Raw genomic sequence first — 25,177 nt, 5'->3', positions numbered from 1 at the left:
TCTGTAACCTTTCTGTAACACAACTTGCTTACACTAGAAAAAGCGAATTCAATTTAGGAGCGGAAAAAGAAAGATGAAGCGGAAATTCAGTTTAGTGCTTTTGTTATTAGCAGCTTGGCTGGGCGGGGCGCAGCCGGCTTACGCGGCAAGTGACAGCCAGGACAGCAATATTACGATCGTGAAGAAGACCTTGGTTGCTTACAATAAGGGCAACAAGGTCAACACTTGGAATACTTACGGGGCCGGCAAGAAAAATGTTGGCCAGGTTAAGTCCGGCTATAAGTTTACGGCCACGGGTCAGGCTCAGTACAAGGGGCGGACCTGGTACCGGATCAAGAGCAACAAGTGGATTCTGGGCACTAACACTGTATCTACTAGCAAGTACGCTTCAATCAAGGCAGCCGCGGCTAAGACGGCTAAGCAAAAGAAGGTAGTTGCATTGGCAAACGCGCAAGTCGGCAAGGCTTACGTCTGGGGGGCAACTGGCCCTTACAGTTTTGACTGCTCAGGCTTGACCATGTACGTGTACAAGAAGGCAACTGGCTTGTCATTGCCGCACTACTCAGTCAGCCAGCTCTACTACGGCAAGGCGGTATCAACCAAGAAGTTGGCTAAGGGTGACTTGCTCTTCTTTGGTTCCAAGTCAGCTCCAAGCCACGTCGGGATTTACGTGGGCGGCGGCAAGTTTGTCCATGCCTCCAGCCCGACGGTTGGGGTGATCAAGTCCAAGGTCAGCACGAACCGCTCCAGTGCGTTCTACCCATCCAGCGCGCGGAGAGTAATTTAAGCCGTGTTCTTATCTTGCTATTTTCCTTCAGTCTAAGTAGAATGAACTTGAGCCGGTGACGGCCAATTTTAAAATTATTTAAATCTTTTGATTAGTCGTCGTTACGACGGCTTTTTTGATTGCCAGCAACTTTGCTTGCATTTTTCCACTAAACTGCGTAAAATAGGCAATAGAAAAAGGACGAGTGCGGGAACACCCATCCTTTCGTTGATTGAGCCGGTGACGGCCAATTTAAAAGTTTACACGTTTGAATTAGCCGTCGTTACGACGGTTTTTTGTTTGCCGGCAACTTTGCTTGCATTTTTCCGCTAAACTGCGTAAAATAGGCAATAGAAAAAGGACGAGTGCGGGAACACCCATCCTTTCATTGATCGAGCCGGTGACGGCCAATTTTCAATTTAGTTAAATTAAGAAATTAGTCGTCGTTACGACGGCTTTTTTGTTCCCGCAATTTCTTGCGAAGAACATCCACCCAGTCGATTAGCAGGCAGAGAGTCTTTACCATGGCGACACAGCTCTTCAAGAGCAAATTGGTCATGTCCACAAGCAGTTTCAATCCGCCCACCATCCAGATTAAGTGAGCCAGCAGGCTCATTTTACGGTGGCTCCTTTCCGTAATGATAGGAAGGAGCCGATGAAAAGATCAAGGGCATCACTCCCTCCGTAGAGGCCGCCACCGTTATGCTCAATCGGAAATATTATAGCACGTGTGTTTGGCAAAAGGCTAGTGTTAACTAGCAACTTTGCTTGCTATTTTCTTCCAAACTGCGTAGAATGATTTTGTGCGGTAACACTCAGAATTGAGCCGGTGACGGCCAAGTAAAATATTATTTCAATTTCATTTAGTCGTCGTTACGACGGCTTTTTTGTTCCACTAGGACAAGCTACAGCGATTATTCAACACTTGCATATTTCCAGCGGGGAGGGCGACAGCGCCTTCCCCGTTTTTGTAATCATTTTGTAATCATCAGGGGGCTTGCGGGCCAGGGGGGCAAGCGCTTATTATTAATATTAGGTATAAATTTTGCTTCCGCTGGAGGAAAAAATATGGGTAATGCAAGATGGATTAAATTCATGGGCGCGGCGGCGCTCTTTTTCGGGGGACTGGGCCTAGGCGGCCAGCCAGCTAACGCGCAAGTTAAGGGTCACCTTTCCAAGGTCCAGGTAGTCAAGAAGGCTCCGGTTTGGACCAACTACAAGAAGGGCAAGAAGACCCACAAGTACCTTAAGAAGGGTACGGTCAAGCAGGTCAAGGCCTCAGCTACTGACAAGAAGCACAAGGTCTGGCTGAAGGTTGGAAATAAAAAGTGGATTGCCAGCAAGTACACGGTTGTCTTGACGACGACCAAGCAGACTGCATCCAAGACTCCTTCCAACCCGGTCTTAAACACCAATCAATTGACGCAAGCTGCTTCTTCTCAGGCACCCGTTGGTTCATCTTGGCGGCAGAATGCCGTGGTAGCCTTAGCCAAGGCGCAAGTCGGCAAGGCTTATGTCTGGGGTGCGACTGGCCCGACCAGCTTTGACTGCTCCGGCTTAGTCCAATGGGTCTACAAGACCGCGATCGGGCAGACCGTTTCCCGGACTACTTATACCCAGGTTAATGAAGGTGTGGCTGTGCCGGTATCAACGGCCAGCCTGCAGCCAGGCGACCTCCTCTTCTGGGGGGATGTGGCAGCGCCATATCACGTTGCAATTTACGTGGGCAATGGTCAATATGTTTCCGCCGCTGATGAGCAGCAAGGGGTCATCTTGGCAACCATCAGCAGTTACTTCTGGCCGTCAACGGCCCGGCGGATTCTCTAGTTTCCGTGTTAAAATAGAGTTAGCGGTGTAAGGGAGGAAATGAGCATGAAGAAGTCTAATATGATCAAATTTTCTGCTGCAGCGCTGACTTTCTTAGGGATCTCAGCGACAGGGGTCAAGCCGGTCAAGCAGCCGGCCCAGGCCGCCAGCAAGCGGATCAAAGTTATCAGCAAGCAATACGTCACCGTCTGGACCAACTACCAGAAGGGACGGCATGTTGCGACTCATTTAAAGAAGGGCAGCAGTCATTTTGTCTACCAGACGGCAACTGACTCCATGGGCAACCTTTGGTATCGGATTGGCAAGAAGGAATGGGTCATGGCCAAGTACTTTAACCAGGTCAAGTCTGCCAAGAAGGCTGTGAAGGCAAAGAAGGTCAAGAAGACCAAGGCCAAAACCAAGAAGAAGACGGTCAAGAAGGCCCGCAGTGCTGCCAGTCTGGCAGCTTCTTGGTCTGCCCCGATGGGTTCCAAGGCCCGGGCTAAGGCGGTCGTAACTTTAGCCAAGCAGCAGGTCGGCAAGGCCTATGTCAAGGGTTCCAAGGGCCCAAATGCCTTTGACAATGCCAGTTTGGTTGCTTACGTCTACAAGCAGGCAGCTGGCGTCAACACAGGTTCTAGCACTAAGAGCCAGGTCAAGAAGGGGATCGCGGTAGATCCAAGTTCTGGCTTTGCGGAAGGGGACCTGCTCTTTTGGGGTTCCAAGAGCAAGCCATATAATGTAGCTATTTACGTGGGGGACGGGAAGTATGTTACCGCTGCTGGAGACCAGCAAGGGGTCGTACAAGCCAGCCTGTCCACCTACTTCTGGCCTAGTCGGGCAAGAAGAGTCCTCTAACAATAGGAAAGCCAGGCTCTAGAGATAGAGTCTGGCTTTTTATGCGGTCTAAATTTGGTAAGCGGAAAAACGAGCCCGGTCTTGGGGTGACAGGCGGGCAGAAACTTCGATTCCGTCAGCTTGGTAGTCTTCCTTTAATACCCGGGAGTGCTGGTGCAGATAGGCCAGGTCTTTGCCAGCCGTCAGCGGTAGGCGGAGGTCAGTGATCTGGTAATTGCTGAAGAGGCGGGTTGTGATCAGCTTGGCCAAGGCCTGGATTGAGGCTGGGTCAACCGCGCTGTAGAGAAGGTCATTGCCTTCAATCTGCGGGTAGTTCCGGTCGGTCAAATCCGCCTTGTTGTAGGCGGTGATCATTGGCAGGTCCTTGACCCCGATTTCGTCTAAGACTTCCAGGGTAGTCTTGATCATCTGGTTCATGTTCGGGTCAGCGGCGTCAACGACATTGATCAAGAGGTCAGCGTCCTTGGCTTCCTGCAGGGTCGCTTTGAAGGAGTCGACCAGCTTGTGGGGGAGCTTGGAGACAAAGCCGACTGTGTCGGACAAGATAAAGGAGAAGCCGTCCAGGTCGATCCGGCGCACCGACGTGTCCAAGGTTGCAAAGAGCATGTCCTTGGCCATGACCTGCTTGTCTTCATTGCCAGCCCCGAAGGCCTTGAGCAGGCCATTCATGGTGGTGGACTTGCCGGCGTTGGTGTAGCCGACCAGGGCAACCTTAGGCAGGTGGCTTTGGTTGCGGCGGGCGGCCTTGATCTCTTCCTGGCCCGAGATTTCCTTTAATTCATGCTTGATAGCGGAGATCTGCTTGCCGATGGTTCTCCGGTTCATTTCCAGTTTGGATTCCCCGGCCCCGCGGTTGGCGAAGCCCCCGCCGGTGGAACCGCCGCTGCCGCGCTGCTGGTCAAGGCTGTTTTCAGAAGGGTGGAGGCGGGGCAGTTCATACTGCAGGCGCACCAATTGGACCTGCAGTTTGGCCTGCTTGGTCCGGGCCCGGGAAGAGAAAATTTCCAAGATTAGTTCGGTCCGGTCGATGACGCGGAGTTTGGTCATGTGCTCCAGGTTGCGGATTTGGACTGGGGTAAGTTCATCGTTGACGATGAGGACGGAGGCCCCGAGTCCCTGGGCCAGGTCTTTGATTTCCGTCACCTTGCCCTTGCCCAGGTAGCTGGAGGCGACGATGTTTTCCGCCTTCTGCTGGCTAGAGCCAACGACGGTGAAATTATTGGCCTCTGCTAAATTGGCCAGTTCGGTCATGGAGTAGTCAAAGTTGGGATCGTCAAGGTTGACTCCGGCCAAATAGGCCTTGACTGTATGATTTTGATTGTCGATCATCTATAGCTTCCTTTCTATATTGCAAGACTTAGAATTTGTCCATCTATTTACTATCTATTGTAAAGAAGCTGACGAGAAAAATCGCTGAATTTGCCTAAATTTAGGCAGAGACTGATCAACAAGATAAATGTTAAGAAAATTTGATTCATGGAAATAGATTGGAAACGGTTTAGACCTTTTTTGTGAATGAGATGTGATGTATAATAGGACAATATCATGGATTGTGCTTGGCTTAGTAGCGAAGCTTATCCTACAAGAATAATTAATTTCTTGAAAAGATAGAGATAAAAAATGGGTATGGAATGTAAGGAGAGTAAGAAAAGAGTATTATGACGGAACCTGATCAACAGCATGTTCATCATCATCACCACCATCATCACCATCACCGCCGCCGCAAGCGCCATATCGGCCGCTGGATCGCGGGGATTGTTGGAGTGCTGCTACTTGCAATATTATTAGTAGCTGGTTATGCTTATAAGAATGCTAGGGATGCAGCGACGACGATGTACACGCCGGTCTCGAAGAACACCAAGTCAAACAAGAACCGGTCTAGCTTAGACAAGATCTTGGATGCCAAGAAGCCAGTCAACCTCTTGATTTTGGGGACTGACACCGGGGCTGAAGGCCGGAGCGTGAAGAAATATCACGGTTTGACTGACCTGATGATGTTTATTACGGTCAACCCAAGCAAGAAACAGACGCGGGTAACCACGATTGCCCGGGACTCCAAGGTCAACCTGCCGGACTACCCGGAGGTTTCACCGATCAAGCTGAACAGCGCCTACTCTTTGGGCGGGGTCAGCGAGACGATCAAGACTTTGGACAAGTACTACAGCGTGCCAATTGATGGTTATGTGCTGGTCAACTGGGAAAGCACCATGAGGATCATCACTAAGATGGGTGGGGTGGATGTCATCTCTCCATTGACCTTTGACAATATGGGCTACTCCTTTAAGAAAGGGCAAGCATACCACATTTCCGGCAAGAAGGCCCTAGCCTTTGTCCAGCTCCGCCACGGTGACCCGCGGCAGGACTACGGCCGCCAGGAGCGTGAGCGTCTGGTGATGATGGCTGCAATTAAGAAGAGCGTGTCATATAAGACTATCTTGAACAGCTCATTCATGCAGTCATTGGGTGACAGCCTGCAGACTGACTTGAGTCTGAACGACATGATCAAGTTGGCCATGAATTACCAAGGCGCGACTGACAATGTTAAGTCAGACTACGCTCAAGGGACGAGCAGCAGCGTCAACAATCAAAGATTTGGCAACATGGAAGTTGAAATCATGTCGACTAAGGAAAGACAGCGGATTTCCAACAACATCCGGCAGACTTTAGGAATTAAGAATGTCAACGTTTATAAGGAGGACAACTAGTGAGCGCTGAACAACAGAATAATGAAGAAGTAACCATTGACCTGCGCAGGCTTTTCATCTTGATCAAGAAGCACATCGTCAGCATCTTGATTTGGATGATCGGCCTGGGCTTGATCGCTTATGGGGTTTCAGAATATGTTCTGGTGCCAAAGTACACAGCCAGCACTCAGCTCCTGGTCAATCGTAAGTCAACGGATGCTAATCAAGCTTATGCCAACCAACAAGCTGACGTTAATGCCGTTACCACTTACAAGGACATTATCACTAGTAACGTCATTTTAAAGGGTGCATCCAAGTACCTGGCTAACCCAGTAACCCTGGTTAAGAAGGCTACTCCAGCCAAGAAGGCCGTCTACAAGACCAATGATGATGGGACTAGAACCCTGGTTAAGAAGGCGGTTAAGGCTAAGCCAGCGGTTTACAAGCGGGAAAGCAAGAGCTACTCAGTCTCAGCTAGTGAATTGGCTAGTGCTGTTTCAGTAACCACTACGACTTCTTCTCAGGTCTTCACCTTGTCAGCTACGGCTGAAACTCCAGCCAAGGCACAAGCAATTGCCAATGCGGTTGCCAAGGAATTCAAAGAACAAATTCCAAAGATCATGGACGTTAACAACGTGACTATTGTTGCGGAAGCTTCTAAGGGGACTAAGTCATACCCAAAGGTAAAGATGATTACTGTGGTTGGCGTTTTGGCCGGTTTGGTAATCAGCTTGTTGATCATCATCATCAAGGACTTGTCAGACACGACTGTTCGGGAAGATTCATTCATGACTAACGAACTTGGCTTGACTAACTTGGGTGAGATTTCAAGCATCACGATGCCGAAGGACTGGACCTTTACGGCTAACACGGCTGAAAAGCGCGGCAGTTCAAGAAGACGGGTTTAGGAGGGTTAGCATGGCATTCGGTAGAAAGAAGCATTTAGACAACGAAACGATGAAGAACGGGGCCAAGCTGATTACCCTGGCTAACCCGCAAAGCGTTATTTCTGAACAGTTCAGAAATATCCGGACCAACATCAACTTCATGAACGTTGACAAGGAAGTAAAGACGATTGCCTTTACTTCAGCCATGGCCAGCGCCGGCAAGTCAACGGTCAGCGCTAATGTAGCCATTACCATGGCACAAGCTGGCAAGAAGACGATCTTGATCGACGCGGACTTGCGTCGGCCAACCTTGCACTCCACTTTCAATGTATCCAATAGCAACGGCTTGACGACTCTGTTGACTAGCCGGGCAAAGGAAATGGACGCAAACAGTGTGATTCGGGAAAGCGGCGTAGAGAACCTGTCAATTTTGACGGCAGGTCCGATCCCGCCGAACCCTTCAGAACTTCTGTCTTCCAAGCACATGTTGGATTTGATTGAAGACCTGAAGCAAGAATACGACATGGTTGTAATCGACTTAGCGCCAATTTTGGACGCGGCTGAAACCCAGCAACTGACCAGTTCTCTGGATGGGACGATCTTGGTTGTGCGGCAGGCTAAGTCACAGAAGTCAGCGGTTAAGCGGGCAGTTGAGTTGCTTAAGCTGACTAACTCACCAATCTTGGGTTATGTTATGAACGATGTTGATGCCGATGGGGATGCCGGCTATGGATATGGTTATGGATACGGTTATGGCTACGGTGAAGAAGAGGAGAAGAAGGGCCTCTTCGGCAGAAAGAAGTAGCTCATGCCGGTAGTTGATTTACACTGTCACATCTTGCCAGGAATCGACGATGGTTCTAAGTCTTGGGAAGTATCTCTGAACTTGGCCAGAGCCGCGGTTGCCGATGGAGTAACTCATGCTTTGTGTACTCCACACACATTAAATGGCCGCTACACCAACCACAAGCAAGATGTGATCAAGCTGACGGAAGAGTTTCAAGACCGGATTGACCAAGCAGGTATTCCGCTGACGGTCTTTCCAGGACATGAAGTCAGATTGTCAGGCGGCTTAACTGAAGCCCTCGACAATGATGACATCCTCTTCTGCGATGAAGAAGGTCACTACATGCTTTTGGAATTGCCAAGCAATGAAGTGCCACATTACACCAAGAACATGGTGTACGAACTGACCAGAAGAGGGATTACGCCAATCATAGTTCACCCAGAACGGAATAAAGAAATTCTGGCAAATCCGCAGAAGCTGCAGGAACTCTTGGAAATGGGAGTTTTGGTACAGATTACCGCCAGCTCATATACCGGCTTGTTTGGCAAAGAAATTGAAGACTGCAGCCGGGAGTTTATCAAGGCTGGACAATGTGCTTTCTTTGCCAGTGACGCTCATGACTTGCCAAGACGGCAATACCAACTGAGTGAAGCGTTAAACAAGTTGGCAAAAGAATTTGGTGAAGATAAGAAACAGAAGTATTTAGACAATGCGCAAGCGGTAATCAATGGTGATCCGGTTTACCTAAATTGGCAATCATTGCCTAAGAAGCGGAAAAAATTCTTAGGACTGTTTTAATAAAGTAGAAATTTGGATGAAGGAGAGGAAAAAATGGATATGGGATATAGTAGCAGTCCAGCATATGTTAAGCAGTCCAAAGTCAAGGGCCGTCCTCTCTACCATGGGATCAAGCGTCTCTTTGACTTTCTGGCTTCTGCGATTGCCTTGATTCTGTTGTCGCCGCTTTTTCTGGTGCTGGCGATCAAGATTCATGGTGAAGATGGTGGGCCAGTCTTTTACTCACAAATCAGAATTGGCAAGGATGAAAAGCCATTCCGTATCTACAAGTTCCGGTCTATGGTGGTCAATGCCGAGAAGCTGAAGAAGGATCTGCTGGAGCAAAATGAAGTCGAAGGGGCCATGTTTAAGATGCATGATGACCCGCGGATCACTAAGATTGGTAAGTTCATTAGAGCGCACAGCTTGGATGAATTGCCTCAGCTTTGGAATGTGCTGATTGGGAATATGTCGCTGGTCGGGCCTCGGCCGCCTTTGCCTAATGAGGTTGAGCAGTATACTGACTATGACAAGCAGAGATTGCTGGTCAAGCCGGGATGCAGTGGTCTTTGGCAGGCAACCAGCCGGAATGCGGCTGATTTTGCGGATATGGTGCAGCTCGACATCGAATACATTAACCGAAGTGGCATCTTCTTTGATCTGTGGATCATTATTAAGACAATCGGTGTTATCTTCCACCCGAACGGGATGTACGAAGAGTAAGAAACGGCATTTTTAAAGGAAAGATAAATGTTAAAAGAAAATATCAAGAATGAATACAGTAGATGGTCAAAGTCAGCGATTGCTGATCCAGATTTAAGTGTTGAACTCAACGGTATGAATGAAGAGCAAATTGAAGATGCATTCTATCGTGATTTGGAATTCGGTACTGGTGGTCTTCGTGGTACTATTGGCGCCGGTACAAACAGAATGAATGTATATACTGTTGCTAGAGCATCACAAGGGTTAAGCAATTATTTGAACAAGAAGTACGACAATCCTTCTGTTGCAATTGGCTACGATTCACGGATTAAGTCAGATCTTTTCGCAAAAGTTGCTTCAACTGTTTTTGTACTGAATGGTATTCAAGTTAATATTTGGCCACAACTTAGTCCGGTTCCTACTGTTTCATTTGCGACTCGTTACTTGCATACTTCAGCTGGTATTATGATTACTGCATCGCATAATCCGGCTAAGTACAATGGCTACAAGGTTTATGGTGACGATGGTTGTCAGATAACTACTGAAACTGCTGCTGAAATCCTTAAGGAAATCGAAGCTATTGACTACTTTGACGTAAAGATGGGAGACTTCAACGCTGATTTGGAAGCAGGTAAGGTTAAATACATCTCGGATGAAGTGTTGACAGCCTTTATTGAAGAAGTTAAGAAACAATCGGTTGTTACTGAAGATATCAACCGTGATATGGCCATCGTTTACACTCCGTTAAATGGTACTGGCCGTGTTCCAATGACTCGAGCTTTAAAAGAAGCTGGTTTCACTAATATTACTTTGGTTAAGGAACAAGAAATGCCAGATGGTAACTTCCCAACCTGCCCGTTCCCTAACCCAGAATACCGTGAAGCAATGCAGCTTGGTCTTGACACTTGCAAGAAGGTTGGTGCAGATATCCTTTTAGCTACTGACCCAGATGCGGACCGTTGTGGTGTCGGTGTGAAGACTAAGGATGGAGATTACCGTCTTTTGACCGGGAATGAAATCGGTTTGCTTCTGTTTGACTTCATCTGTAGTCAACGTATCAAACATGGCACGATGCCGGAGCACCCAGTCATGGTCAAGACTATCGTTACTTCAGACATGGGCAACCAGATTGCTGATCACTACGGTGTAAAGACGATAGATGTTCTGACTGGCTTCAAGTTCATTGGGGAACAGATTGGCCTCTTGGAAAAGGCAGGACATTTGGATGACTACATCTTCGGGTTCGAAGAATCATACGGTACCCTGTCAAGTACGTACGTACGTGACAAAGATGCTATTGGCGGTGCATTCATGGTCTGTGAAATGTTTGCCTACTACAAGACTCAAGGCATTAGTCTTTTAGAGAAGCTTGAAGACCTCTACAAGCAATATGGCTACCGCTTGAACACTTTGCACTCATACGTTTTTGAAGGTTCAGCTGGTTTTGAAAAAATGCAAGAGATCATGAAGCACTTCCACCAAGGTATCGATGAATTTGGTGGTCGTAAGGTAGTTAAGACTCTTGACTACAGTCAAGGCTTGGATGGACTTCCTAAGTCAGATGTGCTGAAGTATCTTTTGGAAGGTGAAAGTTCAGTTGTTGTTCGTCCTTCAGGTACTGAGCCTAAGCTGAAGGCTTACGTTTCTATTGTTTCAGATACGATGGAAGAATCAGAAGCAACTGAAAAGAAAGTTGCTGATCAATTAGCTGAGTACATGAAATAAGGGAAAATCAAATGAACATCATTTTACTTTCAGGTGGTTCCGGCAAGCGTTTATGGCCATTGTCTAACGATGTCAGAAGTAAGCAATTCATCAAGCTTTTCAAAAATGGCGACAAGCATGAATCAATGGTTCAACGCGTTTATCGTCAAATTAAGCGTGTTGACAAGGATGCAACGGTCACGATTGCAACTAGCAAGTCTCAAGTACCTGCAATTCACAATCAATTAGGTGAAGATGTCTCAGTATGCGTAGAGCCGATGCGCCGTGATACATTTCCAGCGATCGTTTTAGCAGCAGCATACTTACATGATGAAATGGGTGTAAAGGATGACGAACCAGTTGTTGTTTGTCCTGTTGACCCTTATGTTGATGATAGCTATTACGAAGCTGTCGAACAGCTTGGGAAACTTGCTGGTCAAGCCAATCTTACTTTGATGGGTATCGAACCAACTTACCCTTCTGAAAAGTATGGCTACATCATCCCTGAATCAAAGGACAAGGTTAGTCCAGTTAAAGAATTTAAGGAAAAGCCAGACCGTGCAACTGCAGAAAAGTACTTGGAGCAGGGAGCTGTCTGGAATGCAGGTATCTTTGCCTTTAAGTTGTCATACTTAATGGAAAAGGCGCACGAGCTGATTGACTTTAAAAATTACCAAGACCTTTACAACAAATACGATAAATGTGAAAAGATTAGTTTTGACTATGCTGTTGTTGAAAAGGAAAGTAGCATTAACGTTCTTCGTTACAAGGGCGAATGGCGTGATGTCGGTACTTGGAACATGATGTCCGAGGTAATGGCCGACAACGTGATTGGTAATGCTACTTTGGATGACACGACGACTAACACACACGTAATTAATGAGCTGGATATTCCTATTTTAGTAATGGGTGCACACGACATGGTTGTTGCTGCATCAGGTGACGGTATCTTAGTAGCTGATAAAGAGCAATCAGGTTATATGAAACCGTATGTTGAAAAAATTGCTACTGATGTGCGCTATGCAGATAAGTCATGGGGATCATATCAGATTATCAGTGTTGGTGAAAACAACTTAGTAGCTAAAGCTACCATGAAGGCTGGTCACAGAATGTCATATCACAGTCATGATTTCCGTGAAGAGGTCTGGACGATTCTGTCTGGTGTTGGTCGCGTCGTTGTTGATGGCATAGAGAGAGCTATTCAACCGGGGAGTGTGATTACTCTACCAGCCGGTAGTAAACACACTATTATTGCCAGAACTAACTTGTCTGTCTTGGAAACTCAAATTGGTTCCGATATTTCAGTTAGTGATAAATCAAGCTATAAACTTGATAGCAAAGAATAGAAACGAATATATAGTTATGCGTAAACCTGAAGGTGATTTTATCTTCAGGTTTGCGTATATTTAAAGGTGGGTAGGAATTAATTAATGTCACGAATTAAGTTCATGAACACAGAGATCGACAACTTAACAATGACGGAAGCATTGGATGCCATTGAAGAGTTAGTAGCGGCTGATAAGAATGCATACGTTGTTACTCCTAATGTTGATCACATTATCCAGCTCGAACGTGGGGGAGAGATTGTAGAAGTATATAAACACGCAGATTTGATTCTTTGTGATGGTAAGCCCCTTACTTGGATAGCTAAGTGGTATGGAACACCGATTAGGGAAAAAATTTCAGGTTCAGATCTTTTTCCTCTGCTTTGTGAAAGAGCTGCTAAAAAGGGGTATAAGATGTTTTTCCTTGGAGCTGCTGAAGGAGTTGCTGCTAAGGCTGCTAGGAACTTGGAAAATCGTTACCCAGGCTTGAACGTTTGTGGTGTATACTCCCCGCCTTATGGCTTTGAAAATGATGAGTCTGAGATGGATAAGATTACTAAGATGATCAAGGATGCTGCTCCGCAGATTTTGATTGTTGGTCTGGGAGCTCCTAAGCAGGAAAAATTTATTTATCATAATCGTGAACGCCTTGGTGTACCTGTTAGTTTGGGCTTGGGAGCTAGCCTGGATTTTGAAGCTGGCCAAATTAAGCGTGCTCCAAAGTGGATGGCTGATCATGGGCTTGAATGGTTCTATAGAATTACTCAAGATCCAAAAAGACTGGCGAAACGCTATTTAGTTGATGATCGTAAAATCTTCAAGCTAGCTTTGAAGTACAAGAAGAAAAACTAAATTTGTCATACAGTTGACTTTGCAGTAAAAAGGACATAATCTTGACAGACAGACAGACAGACAGACAGACAGACAGACAGACAGACAGATAAACTAGTTGTTGGATTTGAACTTGATAAAAAAGTACATATTCAAACGCTAGATTTTTTAAAAGCTTTCTCAATTATCACAATAGTTTTGATGCATTTGTGTCAGAATTATCTCAAGGCTTTACCATCCGTAATCAATACAGCATCTTCATTAGGTGGTACGGGGGTGCACGTTTTCTTCTTTGCTTCAGGATGTGGTTTATACTTAAGCTACCTTAAGCATTCAACGACGTTTACTGAATTTATGAAAAAGAGATTCGGCAAAATTTATATTCCGTATATATTGATTGTGATCATTTCATTCATACTACCATGGATGTATGTTGGATCTGATAGATTTGTTGCTCTACTCAGTCATATTTTTCTGTTTAAGATGTTTGTGCCAAGATATGAAGGTAGTTTTGGTTTTCAGCTGTGGTATTTGTCAACACAGTTTCAGTTTTATTTTGTCTTTATCTTACTTTGTAAGGTTAGAGAAAAAATTAATGGCAAACAGTTTGTTATCGGTTCAGTGATTGTCAGCTTAGTGTGGTCATGCTTGGTGACAGCTCTAGGTTTTGGTGAAGAACGTGTTCTGAATAGTTTCTTTTTACAGTTTTTATGGGAATTCTGTTTGGGTATGGAAGCAGCAAAATTACTAAGAACAGGTAAAAAGCTCGAGTTTAAAAAGTGGCAACTGTTTCTCATAGCAATTGTTGGTATTGGACTAGAAGGTGTAATAGCACTTAAGTTTCCTACTTTGAAGGCCTTGAATGATGTTCCGGCATTTCTTGGGTATACTGCTTTAGCGATATGGTTATACGCTGTTATAGGGCAAGGCACAAAGAAAATTTGGGAGCCAATTTGTAAGTATTCTTATGAATGGTATTTAGTCCATGTAGTGGTTTTCACAACTATCTTTTTGTTAAATCCACAGAGCTTAATGAGCCAGGTAAATTTAGGCTTGATTGCTTTGATTGTTAGTTATATAGCGGCTGTTGTTTACTGGCAATTAGTTCACAAGGTGTTAAAAGTATAAAGTTTTACCTAGAAAATAAAAACGCAAAGAAATTAGCTTTAAGAAAGCAATAGATGTAATTAACTATGTAGTCATTCGAAAGGAGTATGTGCTTAATGAACTTGGCAGAACAAAACATTCTGTTCATCGCTAGAGCACCGATTCATGGTGGGACTGAGAACGTCGTTTTACAATTGTGTGAAACTTTTAAGCCACTAGTCAATAAAATTATTGTCTGTGCAGGTAAGGGCTTTGATCAGAATGCTTTGAAAGAAATGCAAATCAAGTTCTATGAAATTCCAGATTTAGCTGATAAGAGTCCTAAGACAATGCTAGATATTTCCTTCAAGCTTAAACATATAGTTAAGTCTGAAAATATTACAGTGATTCATACCCACCATAGAATGGCTGCGTTTTACGTTACATTGTTAGGGCTTTATAAGAAGTGTGTTTTTATCAACACTAGTCACAATACATTTCACGATAAAGTGAAATTCACGCACTTTTCATATAAGTATGCGCACTTAATTGCTTGTGGCGAGATGGTTAAAAAGAATCTTACGGATACCTTTGGCTTAAAAGATATTACTGTCATTCATAATGCGGTTGAACCGTTTAAAGGTCCTGTTGTTGAGGAACCAACTTTGAAGGAATTGCATGAAAGAGGTTATCAGCTGATAGGTAATGTTGGCCGTTTATCGGAGCAAAAAGGCTTTGAATACTTTATTGACGCGATGCCTAGCATTCTTGGAAAGTACCCACAAACGAAATTCATTATTATTGGTGCTGGTGAGCTTGAGCATAAGCTTAAACAACAAGCTAAGAATGTAGGTGTTTGGGATGCAATTGTGTGGTTAGGCTTTCGTAAAGATGTCCAAAATTTGATGAGTCAGCTTGATTTAGTTGTACTTAGTTCTCTTTGGGAAGGATTGCCTTTAACGCCGATTGAAGCATTCAGTGTAGGGGTTCCAGTTGTAGGTACGGCTGTAGATGGCACCCCGGAAGAGATTCAAGACGGTTATAATGGTTACTTAGCTAAACCAAAGAATAGCGAAGATTTAGCTGAGAAGGTAATCACTGCTATTGATCAGAACGCAAAGATATCGATGAAAGGTGCTGTCAAAAAGACTTATGATGAAGAATTTTCGTTTGATGTCTTGCAAAAAAAATATATTTCTTTCTATGAGAAAATATAGTGTTATATAATATTTATTCTACACAAAAATATACCAATTTTTCCATGATTAAGTATGGAAGAAAAGACTTTGGGCATCATCATGAATGATATTGGTAAACTTTGGAAGTACTACTGATCTAAATACAACAGAGTATCTAAGTGTTGTCCAACTAACAATGAACCCAGGTTCGTAGACATGTTTGCCTTGAATATTTTGGTCTAACTCTCTGCCCTAGATTTTAAAACTTCAGATGTGTTCCTTGAAGCAGAAAATGATCACATCTAACGTCTGTCATATGCATTCATAGCGACTAGGTTCTAATGTAAGGGTCAATCTATTCTTGTAATTTCTGATTATTAAAACAAGGGGGAATATCTTATGCTACCGTTAATATCTGTTGTTGTACCAGTATATAATGTCGAAAAGTACTTAACACAGTGCGTTGAATCTTTGGTAGCTCAATCATATAAAAATATAGAGATTCTATTAATTGACGATGGCTCAAGGGATGGTAGTGGAATGTTATGTGATCAATTTGCCAAAAAATATTCTAATGTTGCTGCGTATCATAAAAATAATACTGGACTAGGGTTGACTAGAAATTATGGCTTGGAAAGAATTAAGGGAGATTATGTAACTTTTGTTGACAGTGATGACTATTTAGCACCTGATGCAGTTCAACAATTAGTAGATGGGTTAAAGCATGGTGAGAATGATACCGTTATCGGTGGTTTTACTAAAATTACCGATAAAGGGGAGAAGATATATGTGGAATCATATCCTAAAGAGGATTTTAATGACGAAGAATGCTACAGCAAAGTTTTTTGTAAAATGCTAGGAAGCAGTCCAAAAGAACATGATTCTATAAAAGCATCTGTTTGGAATGTGTTATATTCAACTTCATTAATTAAAAGAAACCACATTTCGTTTGTGTCAGAACGGCAATATATTTCTGAAGATATTGTATGGGATTCTGACTATTTTAAGTATTCAACGAACACAGAAATAATTGATTCAACGGCGTATTATTATAGGTCTAATCCGACTTCGTTGTCCAAAACGTATAGACCGGATCGCTTCGAAAAATGTGTTGTTTTTTTTGAGTATATGACCAATAAAATGGTTTATACAAAAATTTGTGATGAAGCTAGGCTAAGACTAACTAAAAATTTATTTATAAATGTAAGATCTTGCTTTGCTTTAGAGAAAGAAAGATCGTTTCATGAGATCAAGCAAAGCATAAGAAAAATATGTTCAAATTTGGTTTTGCAAGAGGCGATAAAAGCCTACCCGGTCAGCCAATTGGGGATTAGTCAAAAAGTTTTTATTCATATGGTTAAAAATAAATGTGTAACTATTTTGGCTGTCTTGTCCAAATATGGATTACTAGAATAGATAGAGGAATAAGCGGTAAACTATGAAGAAACTTTTTTTAGGTGCAAGAGCAATATTTTTCTTCGTATTTTTAAAGCTACGATACGGGAATAGATGTGATTTGCACATAGTAAATTCTATTCGTGGAATAAATAAGTTTGAATTGCAGTCAAATGCTACATTAAAAATTGGAAAGTTTTTGATGACGCAAGGGCCGTTATATTTAAAGGCACTGCCGGACGCAAATATTATAATTGGAGATAATGTCTTTTTTAATCACAATTGCTCCATTACAGCTGCAGATAGTGTAATTATTGGAGATAATGTTACTATTGCAAATAATGTTGTAATTGTAGATCATGATCATGTAATGGATACAGTGGGTGTGGTTCAAGACAGATTGACTAAAGCGCCAGTTGTAATTGAAGATAATGCTTGGATTGCAGCAAATACCACTATAACTAAAGGAGTTCATATAGGTACTGGCGCTGTAGTAGCAGCTGGTGCCGTAGTGACTCACGATGTTCCAGCACATACAATTGCTGCGGGGATTCCAGCTAAAAAAATTAAAAGTTGCATCTGATTAAAAATTTAAACCAAAGCAAATCGCAGTCTACGCTATATAATAGAAAAAATGGCTACATACTATATAGCCCTCGTCTTGATAATAGAATTTTTAGATTCCATAGAGTTGTTGTAAAGGCTTACGGTACTCTGCGCTTTATCTAGTACTTGTAGTGAACTTATTTTGGTCTATCAATTTTGGCGGAAACTGACTGTCTAATAGTTGTTAAAATTATCGATAATATATAGTATGGAGCAATTAAATGAAAAAGTGCTGTTTTATCATTCCATATTTTGGAAAATTACCAAATTACTTTGAGGTTTTTGCGAAGTCATGTGAAAAAAACCTTGATTACCAATGGCTTGTTTTTACTGATGATGAGCATAAATATCAAGTACCTAAAAATGTAGTTTTGAAGTCAATGAGCTTTAATGAGTTTTTTAACATCACTAAAAATAAGTTAGGTTTTGACCCAGAAATACAAGAGTACCATAAAATTTGTGACTTAAAGCCAGCATTTGGCTATATATTTGAAGACTACATAAAGGAATTCGAATTTTGGGGCTACTGTGATTTAGATACAATTTTTGGGGACATGAATGCATTTATCACGGATGACATACTGAGAAAATATGATAAACTCTTTTGTTTAGGGCATTGCGTGATGTTTAAAAATAATTACGAAAATAACAGGATGTTTATGAAACCTGTAAATGGTAAGATATGGTATAGAGAATCATTCTTGTCGCCAAAAACTACTGTATTTGACGAGACGTATGGTGGAACACATAATATTAACACGCTTTTTAAGTTCTATAATAAAAAAATTTTAGAAGAAGACTGGTCGTTTAATTGCAATATTGCCCCAGCGAATTTGCAAAGGATACGTTATGTTCCTGAAAGTAATAGCTTTAAAGTCGAGAAATATCACGATTCGATCTTCGTTTGGGATAATGGAAAAATTTTACGGTATCAGTTGAAAAAGGGAAAAATATATAGCGAAGAATACATGTACATGCATTTTCAACAACGAAAAATGAAGGTGGACAAAAAGGCACTACAAACTTCTGCTATAAAAATTCTTGGAGACGGATTTTATAGCATGGATGAAGAAAAGGTCACTGTAAGTAATTTTAAAAAGATAAAGCACAGAGTATATTCATTTAGGAAATTTAAGCTGTTGTTAAAATGGAAAAAAGACGGTCTAAAGAAAAAACTAGGAATCTGAACTGTATGTTAATAGTGATGAGAAAGAACCATGATCGTATATGGTGAACCGGTAGATACTAATGAACAAAAAAATTGTATTAAGCAAACATAATTTGATCGAATTTATTATATCGTTTTTTTCATTTAATTTGTTATTTGGTACCCTAACTCCTGATTCTTTTCAAAAAGCAATCAACATGATAGGAATAGCTATTAGTTTATTTATTGCTTTGATAGTGCTTCAGTCTGCGAATTATAATAGGTCAAAAATTAAAATCGATATCTTACTATTTCTTTTTTTGGCAGGAGCATTATATTCTACGTATTGTAGTAGAGAAAGCTATATGCAGATGAATAGCTGGCAAGCAGGAATATATTTTGTATTTAGAATATTGTCTTTTTTTGTAATGCTAGTTTATTCTGTAGAGAGAGGTGATGGTAAAGAAATTATAAAAGAATTCTTTGTGATCTCTTTAATATATTGTTTGATAAATGACTTAGTTTTCATTCCTCAAATGACAGTTTTTAGGGCAACACAAGGCTACTTATTAGGAAATAAATTTTCTGTTTCATATATGCACTTAGAAATGGTAGCTTTCTATATTTTTCAAGGAGCTTTAGGTAATAAAACAAAGAAGAATATTACGCTAGTATTGATTCTATATTCTTTAACCATATCATTGTTAGTAGATTGTATTACCGGAGTTATGGGTGTACTTTTTTTCATTGTACTAGCCTTTTTACTTCCGAAGAAAATTACCAGAAATCCTTTACTATGGGTTGTAATATCAGTACTTTCCTTCGTATCTGTATATAATTATAATTATATTGCTGAAACAGATATATATCAAAAACTCTTTGTAAGATCCCTTGATAGAGGTGTTACCCTGACAGGACGTATGAACATTTATAAGGAGCTACCACATTTAATGTCGGGACATTGGTTATGGGGATACGGACCTAGTAGTTCGTATGAGGTAATTCATAACTATTTAAATATGCCGAATACACAGAATGGGTTTTGGGATATCATATTACAAGTAGGTATAGTTTCTTTTACATTCTTAGCTCTACTAACAATTTATTCTATCTACCAAATAGACAAAAAAAAGGAAAATTTTCTTATTCCAATTATTGCGATGCTGGATATGTATAGTGTTTTGGCTATATTTGAGATTACTATAAGTCTTAGCTTTATAGGATTTGTAATTATCGCAGCTGTTTATTCTAGTTCACAAGTGATAGAAATATAAGTAGGGAATCTGTTTTATGTCCAAGCTATTATCTTTAATGTATACGATATTTTTTAATTTGAGATATTTACCGTTTAAGCAAGCTATTTTGCTTCCAATCAAAATAAATTATAAAGTGAAGAGCAAGCTTAATAGAGGAAGTATAATCATAAAAGCGCCTGTTTCTAGATTTATGATCAAAATAGGGTTCCAAGGTTCTAGCTTCATTTCATATGGCTCATCTTCGTTAAGCGTTTTGAATGGTGGAAAGTTGATTTTTAACGGGGATTGTATTTTTGGCGAAGGTTGCAACATATTTGTTGATGGTGGAAGCTTAACGATTGGTGAAAGCGTATATGCTAATAGAGACTTCTTATTTCAATGCGAAGATAGAAGCGTTATAGAAGATAATATTCTAATAGGATGGAGAGTAAGCATCCGGGACACTGATGGTCATGCCGTTAATAAGAAAGGTGTGACTGGTGGTGAATCTGCACCTATTTGTTTAAAAAAAGGATGTTGGGTAGCAGCACAATCAACCATCTTGAAGGGCACGGTAATTAGTGAGTACAGTATTGTTGGTGCTTGTTCATTAGTTCTTGGTTTGAAAATGTCGAAGTCACATTGTATGATTGCTGGTTCTCCGGCTAAAGTAAAGAGAGAAAATGTCACATTATTAAATTAAAAACTAAAAGCTAAAAACTATGAAAAAAAATTCACCTTTATTAACTATTGTAGTACCAGTTTATAATTCTAAGCATTATTTAAAAGAGTGTGTTAATTCGATCATAAATAATGAGATTAAAAACAATGCTAGAGTGGAGATCATTTTAGTAGACGATGGCTCATCAGACGGTAGTGCTAAAGCTTGTGATGAGTATTCCCAAAACAATGATAATATTGAAGTAGTACATTTAAAGAATGGTGGAGTGTCTAAAGCAAGAAACTTCGGATTGAAACTAGCAACTGGAAAATATGTTTGGTTCGTTGATAGTGATGATATTCTACTAAATGGAGCTCTTTCAAATGTTATTGAAACAATAACCACCACCGATTTTGATATATACATTTGTGGATATCTCTTAAAAAATAAATTTGAAGGGACGAATGACGTCGAAAAGAAAAAAGTCTTGAAGATAAGTAAGAAAGAGGCCATCCATTCTCTGTTAGACCCAGACTTTGCTACATTTCCGTGGAATAAAATTTTTAAAAAATCACTAATAATAGAAAATAGCATCTCATTTCCAAACAAAATGATTATGTGTGAAGATATGGAATTTTGTTATATGGCTTTTGATAAGGCTAAAAAGTTCCTTTTAACTAATAGCAAGTTATATGGGTATAGAAAAAACGGAAGTGGAGCATCTTTTAGTAAAAGTAAAGCACATTTTAAAGATGCAGCTATAGCTAACTTGGACTTATGCGAATATATCGAAAAAAACTATCCAGAATATTTTGGTGAAATTTTTAAGAATACCGTCGTGGCTATAGTCAGTTATTTATATAAGTATAATAATTCGGATGGTGACTATTTAAAGTTGAGTGGCTTTATTAAAACACATGAGACACAGTGTTATAAACTAAGTGGAAAATTAAAAATAGAGGTTTTGTTGTTCCTACATGGAAAATATATCTTTGATATTGTAGGGCTCATTAAGATACTAGTAAAAAAGATATTAAAGAATAACGTTACGTTGACATAGGTTGGTCTCCAAGTAAACTTATCTGAGAATCATGTTTCATAAAAGCTTTAGCTAATGAAGCGTGATTATTTTATGAGTTACATCTATAAATGAGAATTAAAGGGATGGTATTGCGCCCTATGTGAATACTACAAGGATTCGTCTCAATTGACGATGCTTGAGTTTTTGCATAAGACGTATCCAATCTTAAATAGGTCTTTAAAACTTTAATTCAGTATAAGTATACTATTTCTTCTAAATCTAAGAAAAAATATGACATCATTGTTTGATATTATGATAAACATGCAATGTGTTTATATAATATCCTAAATTAGTTTTTATAGGTGTGCCATGGGTATACCCTATCTCCGAAAAATCGTAATGATTGGTTACCGAATATAGAGTAGAAGGAAAAAACGTGAAAAATAAGTCATTAGGAAAAAACGCATTCTTAAATGGGTTACGGAGCATTTTAAATATTATATTCCCAATTATTACATTTCCGTATGTCTCTAGGGTATTAAATGTTGGAGAGTTAGGGAAGTATAATTGGTCTAATTCCTTCGTATCATATTTTTTACTGATTGCTGGCCTAGGAATTGCAACATATGCGGTTAGAGAAGGTGCTAAGCTTAGAAATGATCGTGAAAAAATCAGTGACTTCTCAAGTCAGGTGTTTTCGATTAATATTTTTTCTACAATAGCATCGTATGTATTATTGTTCTTATGTATCCTTATATTTCCAAAGGTACAAAGCTATGCGGCATGTATTTACATATTTAGCATCCAGATTATTTTTACCACATTAGGGACGGAATGGATATACACGATTTTTGAAGAATATACGTACATTACAGCCAGAAGTATAGTATTTAAAATATTATCAGTAATACTGCTTTTTATCTTCGTAAGAAAACCAGGAGATTACCTAAATTATGCCGGTATAACTGTTTTTTCTGCTGTGGGTTCAAATGTACTAAATTATTTACATGCTAAAAAGTTTTGTGCAATTAGGTTTACTCTTAAAATTGATTGGAAAGAACATCTAAAGCCAATATTAATAATTTTTGCTTCATCAGTTGCTACGACAATATATTTAAGCTTAGATACAACTTTGCTAGGCTTAATAAACAATAATTACGTTGTGGGGATCTATTCTGTTTCAACAAAAATGTATAATATTGTTAAGCAGCTCATTGCTGCGGTGCTAACCGTTACAATTCCAAGATTTGCATTACTATGGGGGAGAAATAGATACAGAGAATATCGACAACTATTATTGCAAATATCTAATGTACTAGCTCTGATATCAATTCCAGCAGCTGTCGGTGTTTATATGTTGGCGCCCCAGATCGTGATATTACTTTCTAGTGCAAAATATATTAGGGCTGTTAGTTCATTGCGTTTGCTATGTCCGGCACTGATCTTTTCAATTTTTAGTTGGATTTTTACTAGTTGTGTCTTGATACCCGCAAAACGCGAAAATAAGGTTTTGATCATAACGGTGATCAGTGCTATGGTTAATTTGGTTTTGAACTTGCTATTAATGCCGTCACTAAAAGAGAATGCCGCTGCAATAACAACGTCATTATCAGAGGCAATTTCTATGATTTTGGGGATATATTATAGTAGGGATATAGTCAAGAAACTGTATAATAAAGAATTTTGGAAAGACATTCTACTTTATGCGGTTGGTGCAGCGACTATAGTAGCTATTTGTTTTGCTGGCAGTATTTTATTTAATTCAACGATAATAATCATTTTGTTTGATGTTACATTATCAGCGATAGAATATGGTTTGATACTCATTGGGCTAAGAAATAAATTTGCGCTTGATGCGTTAGAAAATATAATGATGAGGATTAAATAATTCGTATTTGCTGTCAAATATTTTTGATAATTGTAAAGATGTGTAGATGAAATGAATGATAGTGCTAAACAGTCTTTTGCTAATTTCGGTTCAGTATAAAAACTTGTGTAAATGACTGAGAGACTTAGGAAGCTTTCCGCGATAGTTCCATTAACCGCAGGGTAAGCACCCAATAGCAGAGTATATTAAAATCCCATCCTAGCAATGCTAAGATGGGATTAATCAGTTTATGGGACTTTACTTGCAGTGGAGCTGAACATTCTCAGCCCATGGTAAATAGGCTTCCAGACGTTGATTGTCTAATAATGACAGCTCATTGGGCAGCTTGTCTAGAAGATAGTTGATATATTTGAATTGATCCAAGCCATTTTGCTTGGCAGTTTCGAGTATGCTCATAATGATAGCCATGGACTTGGCGCCGGAACTACTCTGTGAAAAGAGCCAGTTCTTGCGTCCCATGACTATCTCTTTGACTGCTCGTTCTGCTCTGTTGTTGGACAGTTCAAGGCGACCATCTTTTAGAACGTTCATGAACTTGTCCATGTGCTTTATGCAATACTGGAAGGCCGTCCCCAGCTTGCCAGAAGGCAACACGGAGATTGATTTCTTGGAGCACCAGTCGGAAAACTTCTCAAGCAGAGGCTTTAATTCAGACTGACGCTTCTCGTATCTCTCTTCAGCGGAAAGATCTTCCCAAGCGTGCTCCAGGCTAAACATTTGATTACAGTAGTGGATCCCTTGATTAGCCACTGAAGTTGCGTCTGATTCTCTAGCCTTGTCTTTAGGCAAGGAGTCATGGAATTTGCGTCTTGCATGAGCCATACAGCCTACAAGAGTCACATCCTGTTGGCTTAATCGTAAATAGCCAGGATATTGATCATAATGAAGGTATCCGCTGAAGCCTATGAGGAAATCCCACGCTTCGGCGCCTTTTCGTGATCCATGGTGATACAGAACAATCGGCTTCTCGGCATGCTTGCCTGATAAGAAGGTCCAGACGTAGTCTTTGGCTCTTTCGCTGTCTAAGACTCGATATGGCGTCTCATCTGCGTGAATGACATCCAGCTTTAGCAGCTCTTTTCTCAAGAGTTCGTGAAGGCTGGATAGGTAATACTCGCAGACTTTGATGTGCCAATTCGAAACCGTCTTGTGATCAAGCGGAAGGCCCATACGCCGCAAGTCCTTCTCCTGTCGGTAGGCAGGAACCTTGAGGACATACTTCTGATAGATCGTATCAGCGATCAAAGAAGCTGAGCCAAGACTGTTGGTTAACGGTGCCTTGGGTACAGGTGCTTTGATAATCTTGTCAGCTGGTGCCTCATCACTGCAGTGCTGGCACTTGTAAGAGTGTTGGATGTGATCGATTCTCTTAACTTGGGCTGGAATGTACAGCAGCTCTTTTCTAGCACAGAAGCTGCCGATCTCTTTCAGCTCGTGCTGGCAGTCTGGACATGTAAGGTCATCCAAACGATGATGAACCTCCTCGCCCGGCAGAGAATCTAAGATATCTTGCTTTCTGCCGACTTGCTTGCGTCTCTTATAGGTAATAGTTTCGGTAACGCGAGGGTAAGTCCTCGTCATCTTGAGAGGCGTTGTCTTCCTCAAAAAGGCTCAGCTGATCTGGGTTGACAGCTCTCTTCTCGGAGGACTTGCCATAAAGCTTATTAGTCAAATAAGCAACTTGTTCAGTAAGAAGGGCAACCTGCTTGAGCAATTCTTCGTTATTTGCTTTGAGCGCTTCGATATTAGCTTTAATGCTAACTTCCCAGGCCAATCAAACTCAAGTCGCCTAATCAAGTGCTCTAAACCCGCAAAAATACTACATTTTTAGCA

General features: G+C 41.1%; 24 protein-coding genes. 20 read left to right on the top strand and 4 right to left on the bottom strand.

All coding sequences use genetic code 11. The features are described from left to right. Positions 1-73 precede the first annotated feature (73 nt). Positions 74-787, top strand: a complete 714-nt coding sequence (locus tag ACYVUU_RS09960; RefSeq protein WP_484500790.1) for a C40 family peptidase — start codon at positions 74-76, stop codon at positions 785-787. Between the two features lie 415 nt (positions 788-1,202). Here ACYVUU_RS09960 and ACYVUU_RS09955 read toward each other — a convergent pair whose 3' ends face one another. Next, entirely contained in the window at positions 1,203-1,382 is a 180-nt protein-coding gene (locus tag ACYVUU_RS09955; protein ID WP_484500789.1) for a hypothetical protein, read from the bottom strand. Positions 1,383-1,834: 452 nt separating this feature from the next. On the opposite strand from ACYVUU_RS09955, the gene ACYVUU_RS09950 reads away from it, so the two are divergent. Further along, positions 1,835-2,593 carry a C40 family peptidase gene (locus tag ACYVUU_RS09950; protein ID WP_439774949.1) on the top strand — a complete coding sequence of 253 codons (759 nt, stop codon included), beginning with the start codon at positions 1,835-1,837 and terminating at the stop codon, positions 2,591-2,593. Between the two features lie 45 nt (positions 2,594-2,638). Continuing rightward, positions 2,639-3,430, top strand: a complete 792-nt coding sequence (locus ACYVUU_RS09945) for a C40 family peptidase (RefSeq protein ID WP_484500788.1) — start codon at positions 2,639-2,641, stop codon at positions 3,428-3,430. 48 nt (positions 3,431-3,478) lie between these two features. Here ACYVUU_RS09945 and hflX read toward each other — a convergent pair whose 3' ends face one another. After that, the gene (gene hflX, locus ACYVUU_RS09940) at positions 3,479-4,759 is read right to left on the bottom strand and encodes a GTPase HflX (protein ID WP_484500787.1); all 1,281 of its coding nucleotides are present in this window, start codon (positions 4,757-4,759) and stop codon (positions 3,479-3,481) included. A 329-nt stretch (positions 4,760-5,088) separates the two neighbouring features. Here hflX and ACYVUU_RS09935 point away from each other — a divergent pair, with 329 nt between their 5' ends. From ACYVUU_RS09935 to ACYVUU_RS09855, 17 genes are all read left to right on the top strand, one after another. Further along, positions 5,089-6,135, top strand: coding sequence for an LCP family protein (locus tag ACYVUU_RS09935; RefSeq protein ID WP_484500786.1), 1,047 nt, complete (start codon positions 5,089-5,091; stop codon positions 6,133-6,135). After that, on the top strand, positions 6,135-7,022 hold the full coding sequence (locus ACYVUU_RS09930; protein WP_484500785.1) for a YveK family protein: 888 nt from the start codon (positions 6,135-6,137) through the stop codon (positions 7,020-7,022). The genes ACYVUU_RS09935 and ACYVUU_RS09930 overlap by 1 nt, the downstream gene beginning before the upstream one ends. A 10-nt stretch (positions 7,023-7,032) precedes the next feature. Beyond that, positions 7,033-7,806, top strand: a complete 774-nt coding sequence (locus ACYVUU_RS09925; protein WP_484500784.1) for a CpsD/CapB family tyrosine-protein kinase — start codon at positions 7,033-7,035, stop codon at positions 7,804-7,806. 3 nt (positions 7,807-7,809) lie between these two features. Next, a complete protein-coding gene (locus ACYVUU_RS09920) occupies positions 7,810-8,586 on the top strand; it encodes a tyrosine-protein phosphatase (RefSeq protein ID WP_484500783.1) in 777 nt (258 codons plus the stop codon). 33 nt (positions 8,587-8,619) lie between these two features. Next, on the top strand, positions 8,620-9,288 hold the full coding sequence (locus tag ACYVUU_RS09915; RefSeq protein WP_484500782.1) for a sugar transferase: 669 nt from the start codon (positions 8,620-8,622) through the stop codon (positions 9,286-9,288). A 27-nt stretch (positions 9,289-9,315) separates the two neighbouring features. Continuing rightward, entirely contained in the window at positions 9,316-10,992 is a 1,677-nt protein-coding gene (locus tag ACYVUU_RS09910) for a phospho-sugar mutase (RefSeq protein WP_484500781.1), read from the top strand. 11 nt (positions 10,993-11,003) lie between these two features. Further along, a complete protein-coding gene (locus tag ACYVUU_RS09905) occupies positions 11,004-12,317 on the top strand; it encodes a sugar phosphate nucleotidyltransferase (RefSeq protein WP_484500780.1) in 1,314 nt (437 codons plus the stop codon). A gap of 84 nt (positions 12,318-12,401) precedes the next feature. Beyond that, positions 12,402-13,148 carry a WecB/TagA/CpsF family glycosyltransferase gene (locus ACYVUU_RS09900; protein WP_484500779.1) on the top strand — a complete coding sequence of 249 codons (747 nt, stop codon included), beginning with the start codon at positions 12,402-12,404 and terminating at the stop codon, positions 13,146-13,148. Positions 13,149-13,277: 129 nt separating this feature from the next. Then, the gene (locus tag ACYVUU_RS09895; protein WP_484500907.1) at positions 13,278-14,255 is read left to right on the top strand and encodes an acyltransferase family protein; all 978 of its coding nucleotides are present in this window, start codon (positions 13,278-13,280) and stop codon (positions 14,253-14,255) included. A 95-nt stretch (positions 14,256-14,350) separates the two neighbouring features. Further along, positions 14,351-15,430 (top strand): glycosyltransferase family 4 protein, encoded by a 1,080-nt coding sequence (locus ACYVUU_RS09890; RefSeq protein WP_484500778.1) that lies wholly within the window; start codon positions 14,351-14,353, stop codon positions 15,428-15,430. A 360-nt stretch (positions 15,431-15,790) separates the two neighbouring features. Continuing rightward, the gene (locus ACYVUU_RS09885; protein ID WP_484500777.1) at positions 15,791-16,807 is read left to right on the top strand and encodes a glycosyltransferase family 2 protein; all 1,017 of its coding nucleotides are present in this window, start codon (positions 15,791-15,793) and stop codon (positions 16,805-16,807) included. A gap of 22 nt (positions 16,808-16,829) precedes the next feature. Then, positions 16,830-17,369, top strand: coding sequence for an acyltransferase (locus ACYVUU_RS09880; RefSeq protein ID WP_484500776.1), 540 nt, complete (start codon positions 16,830-16,832; stop codon positions 17,367-17,369). A 244-nt stretch (positions 17,370-17,613) separates the two neighbouring features. Beyond that, entirely contained in the window at positions 17,614-18,579 is a 966-nt protein-coding gene (locus ACYVUU_RS09875; RefSeq protein WP_484500775.1) for a DUF6625 family protein, read from the top strand. 61 nt (positions 18,580-18,640) lie between these two features. Beyond that, entirely contained in the window at positions 18,641-19,813 is a 1,173-nt protein-coding gene (locus ACYVUU_RS09870; protein WP_484500774.1) for a hypothetical protein, read from the top strand. Positions 19,814-19,829: 16 nt separating this feature from the next. Next, entirely contained in the window at positions 19,830-20,477 is a 648-nt protein-coding gene (locus tag ACYVUU_RS09865; protein WP_484500773.1) for an acyltransferase, read from the top strand. 19 nt (positions 20,478-20,496) lie between these two features. Next, positions 20,497-21,495 carry a glycosyltransferase family 2 protein gene (locus ACYVUU_RS09860; RefSeq protein ID WP_484500772.1) on the top strand — a complete coding sequence of 333 codons (999 nt, stop codon included), beginning with the start codon at positions 20,497-20,499 and terminating at the stop codon, positions 21,493-21,495. Between the two features lie 397 nt (positions 21,496-21,892). Then, positions 21,893-23,344 carry a flippase gene (locus tag ACYVUU_RS09855; RefSeq protein ID WP_484500771.1) on the top strand — a complete coding sequence of 484 codons (1,452 nt, stop codon included), beginning with the start codon at positions 21,893-21,895 and terminating at the stop codon, positions 23,342-23,344. A gap of 237 nt (positions 23,345-23,581) precedes the next feature. On the opposite strand, the gene ACYVUU_RS09850 is transcribed toward ACYVUU_RS09855, so the two are convergent. Together ACYVUU_RS09850 and ACYVUU_RS09845 are read right to left on the bottom strand one after the other, a co-directional pair. Next, the gene (locus tag ACYVUU_RS09850; protein ID WP_484500770.1) at positions 23,582-24,925 is read right to left on the bottom strand and encodes an IS66-like element short variant transposase; all 1,344 of its coding nucleotides are present in this window, start codon (positions 24,923-24,925) and stop codon (positions 23,582-23,584) included. Then, complete coding sequence (locus ACYVUU_RS09845) at positions 24,882-25,118, bottom strand: IS66 family transposase (protein ID WP_484500769.1); 237 nt, start codon at positions 25,116-25,118, stop codon at positions 24,882-24,884. The genes ACYVUU_RS09850 and ACYVUU_RS09845 overlap by 44 nt, the downstream gene beginning before the upstream one ends. Positions 25,119-25,177 lie beyond the last annotated feature (59 nt).

Source organism: Lactobacillus sp. WILCCON 0058 (genome assembly GCF_057198005.1).
This window is presented reverse-complemented; position numbering and strand designations above follow the sequence as displayed.

Coding starts and splice junctions, on each gene's coding strand:
- ACYVUU_RS09960 (WP_484500790.1), top strand. CDS start 74: ATGAAGCGGAAATTCAGTTTAGTGCTTTTGTTATTAGCAGCTTGGCTG.
- ACYVUU_RS09955 (WP_484500789.1), bottom strand. CDS start 1,382: ATGAGCCTGCTGGCTCACTTAATCTGGATGGTGGGCGGATTGAAACTG.
- ACYVUU_RS09950 (WP_439774949.1), top strand. CDS start 1,835: ATGGGTAATGCAAGATGGATTAAATTCATGGGCGCGGCGGCGCTCTTT.
- ACYVUU_RS09945 (WP_484500788.1), top strand. CDS start 2,639: ATGAAGAAGTCTAATATGATCAAATTTTCTGCTGCAGCGCTGACTTTC.
- hflX (WP_484500787.1), bottom strand. CDS start 4,759: ATGATCGACAATCAAAATCATACAGTCAAGGCCTATTTGGCCGGAGTC.
- ACYVUU_RS09935 (WP_484500786.1), top strand. CDS start 5,089: ATGACGGAACCTGATCAACAGCATGTTCATCATCATCACCACCATCAT.
- ACYVUU_RS09925 (WP_484500784.1), top strand. CDS start 7,033: ATGGCATTCGGTAGAAAGAAGCATTTAGACAACGAAACGATGAAGAAC.
- ACYVUU_RS09920 (WP_484500783.1), top strand. CDS start 7,810: ATGCCGGTAGTTGATTTACACTGTCACATCTTGCCAGGAATCGACGAT.
- ACYVUU_RS09915 (WP_484500782.1), top strand. CDS start 8,620: ATGGATATGGGATATAGTAGCAGTCCAGCATATGTTAAGCAGTCCAAA.
- ACYVUU_RS09910 (WP_484500781.1), top strand. CDS start 9,316: ATGTTAAAAGAAAATATCAAGAATGAATACAGTAGATGGTCAAAGTCA.
- ACYVUU_RS09905 (WP_484500780.1), top strand. CDS start 11,004: ATGAACATCATTTTACTTTCAGGTGGTTCCGGCAAGCGTTTATGGCCA.
- ACYVUU_RS09900 (WP_484500779.1), top strand. CDS start 12,402: ATGTCACGAATTAAGTTCATGAACACAGAGATCGACAACTTAACAATG.
- ACYVUU_RS09890 (WP_484500778.1), top strand. CDS start 14,351: ATGAACTTGGCAGAACAAAACATTCTGTTCATCGCTAGAGCACCGATT.
- ACYVUU_RS09885 (WP_484500777.1), top strand. CDS start 15,791: ATGCTACCGTTAATATCTGTTGTTGTACCAGTATATAATGTCGAAAAG.
- ACYVUU_RS09880 (WP_484500776.1), top strand. CDS start 16,830: ATGAAGAAACTTTTTTTAGGTGCAAGAGCAATATTTTTCTTCGTATTT.
- ACYVUU_RS09875 (WP_484500775.1), top strand. CDS start 17,614: ATGAAAAAGTGCTGTTTTATCATTCCATATTTTGGAAAATTACCAAAT.
- ACYVUU_RS09870 (WP_484500774.1), top strand. CDS start 18,641: ATGAACAAAAAAATTGTATTAAGCAAACATAATTTGATCGAATTTATT.
- ACYVUU_RS09865 (WP_484500773.1), top strand. CDS start 19,830: ATGTCCAAGCTATTATCTTTAATGTATACGATATTTTTTAATTTGAGA.
- ACYVUU_RS09860 (WP_484500772.1), top strand. CDS start 20,497: ATGAAAAAAAATTCACCTTTATTAACTATTGTAGTACCAGTTTATAAT.
- ACYVUU_RS09850 (WP_484500770.1), bottom strand. CDS start 24,925: ATGACGAGGACTTACCCTCGCGTTACCGAAACTATTACCTATAAGAGA.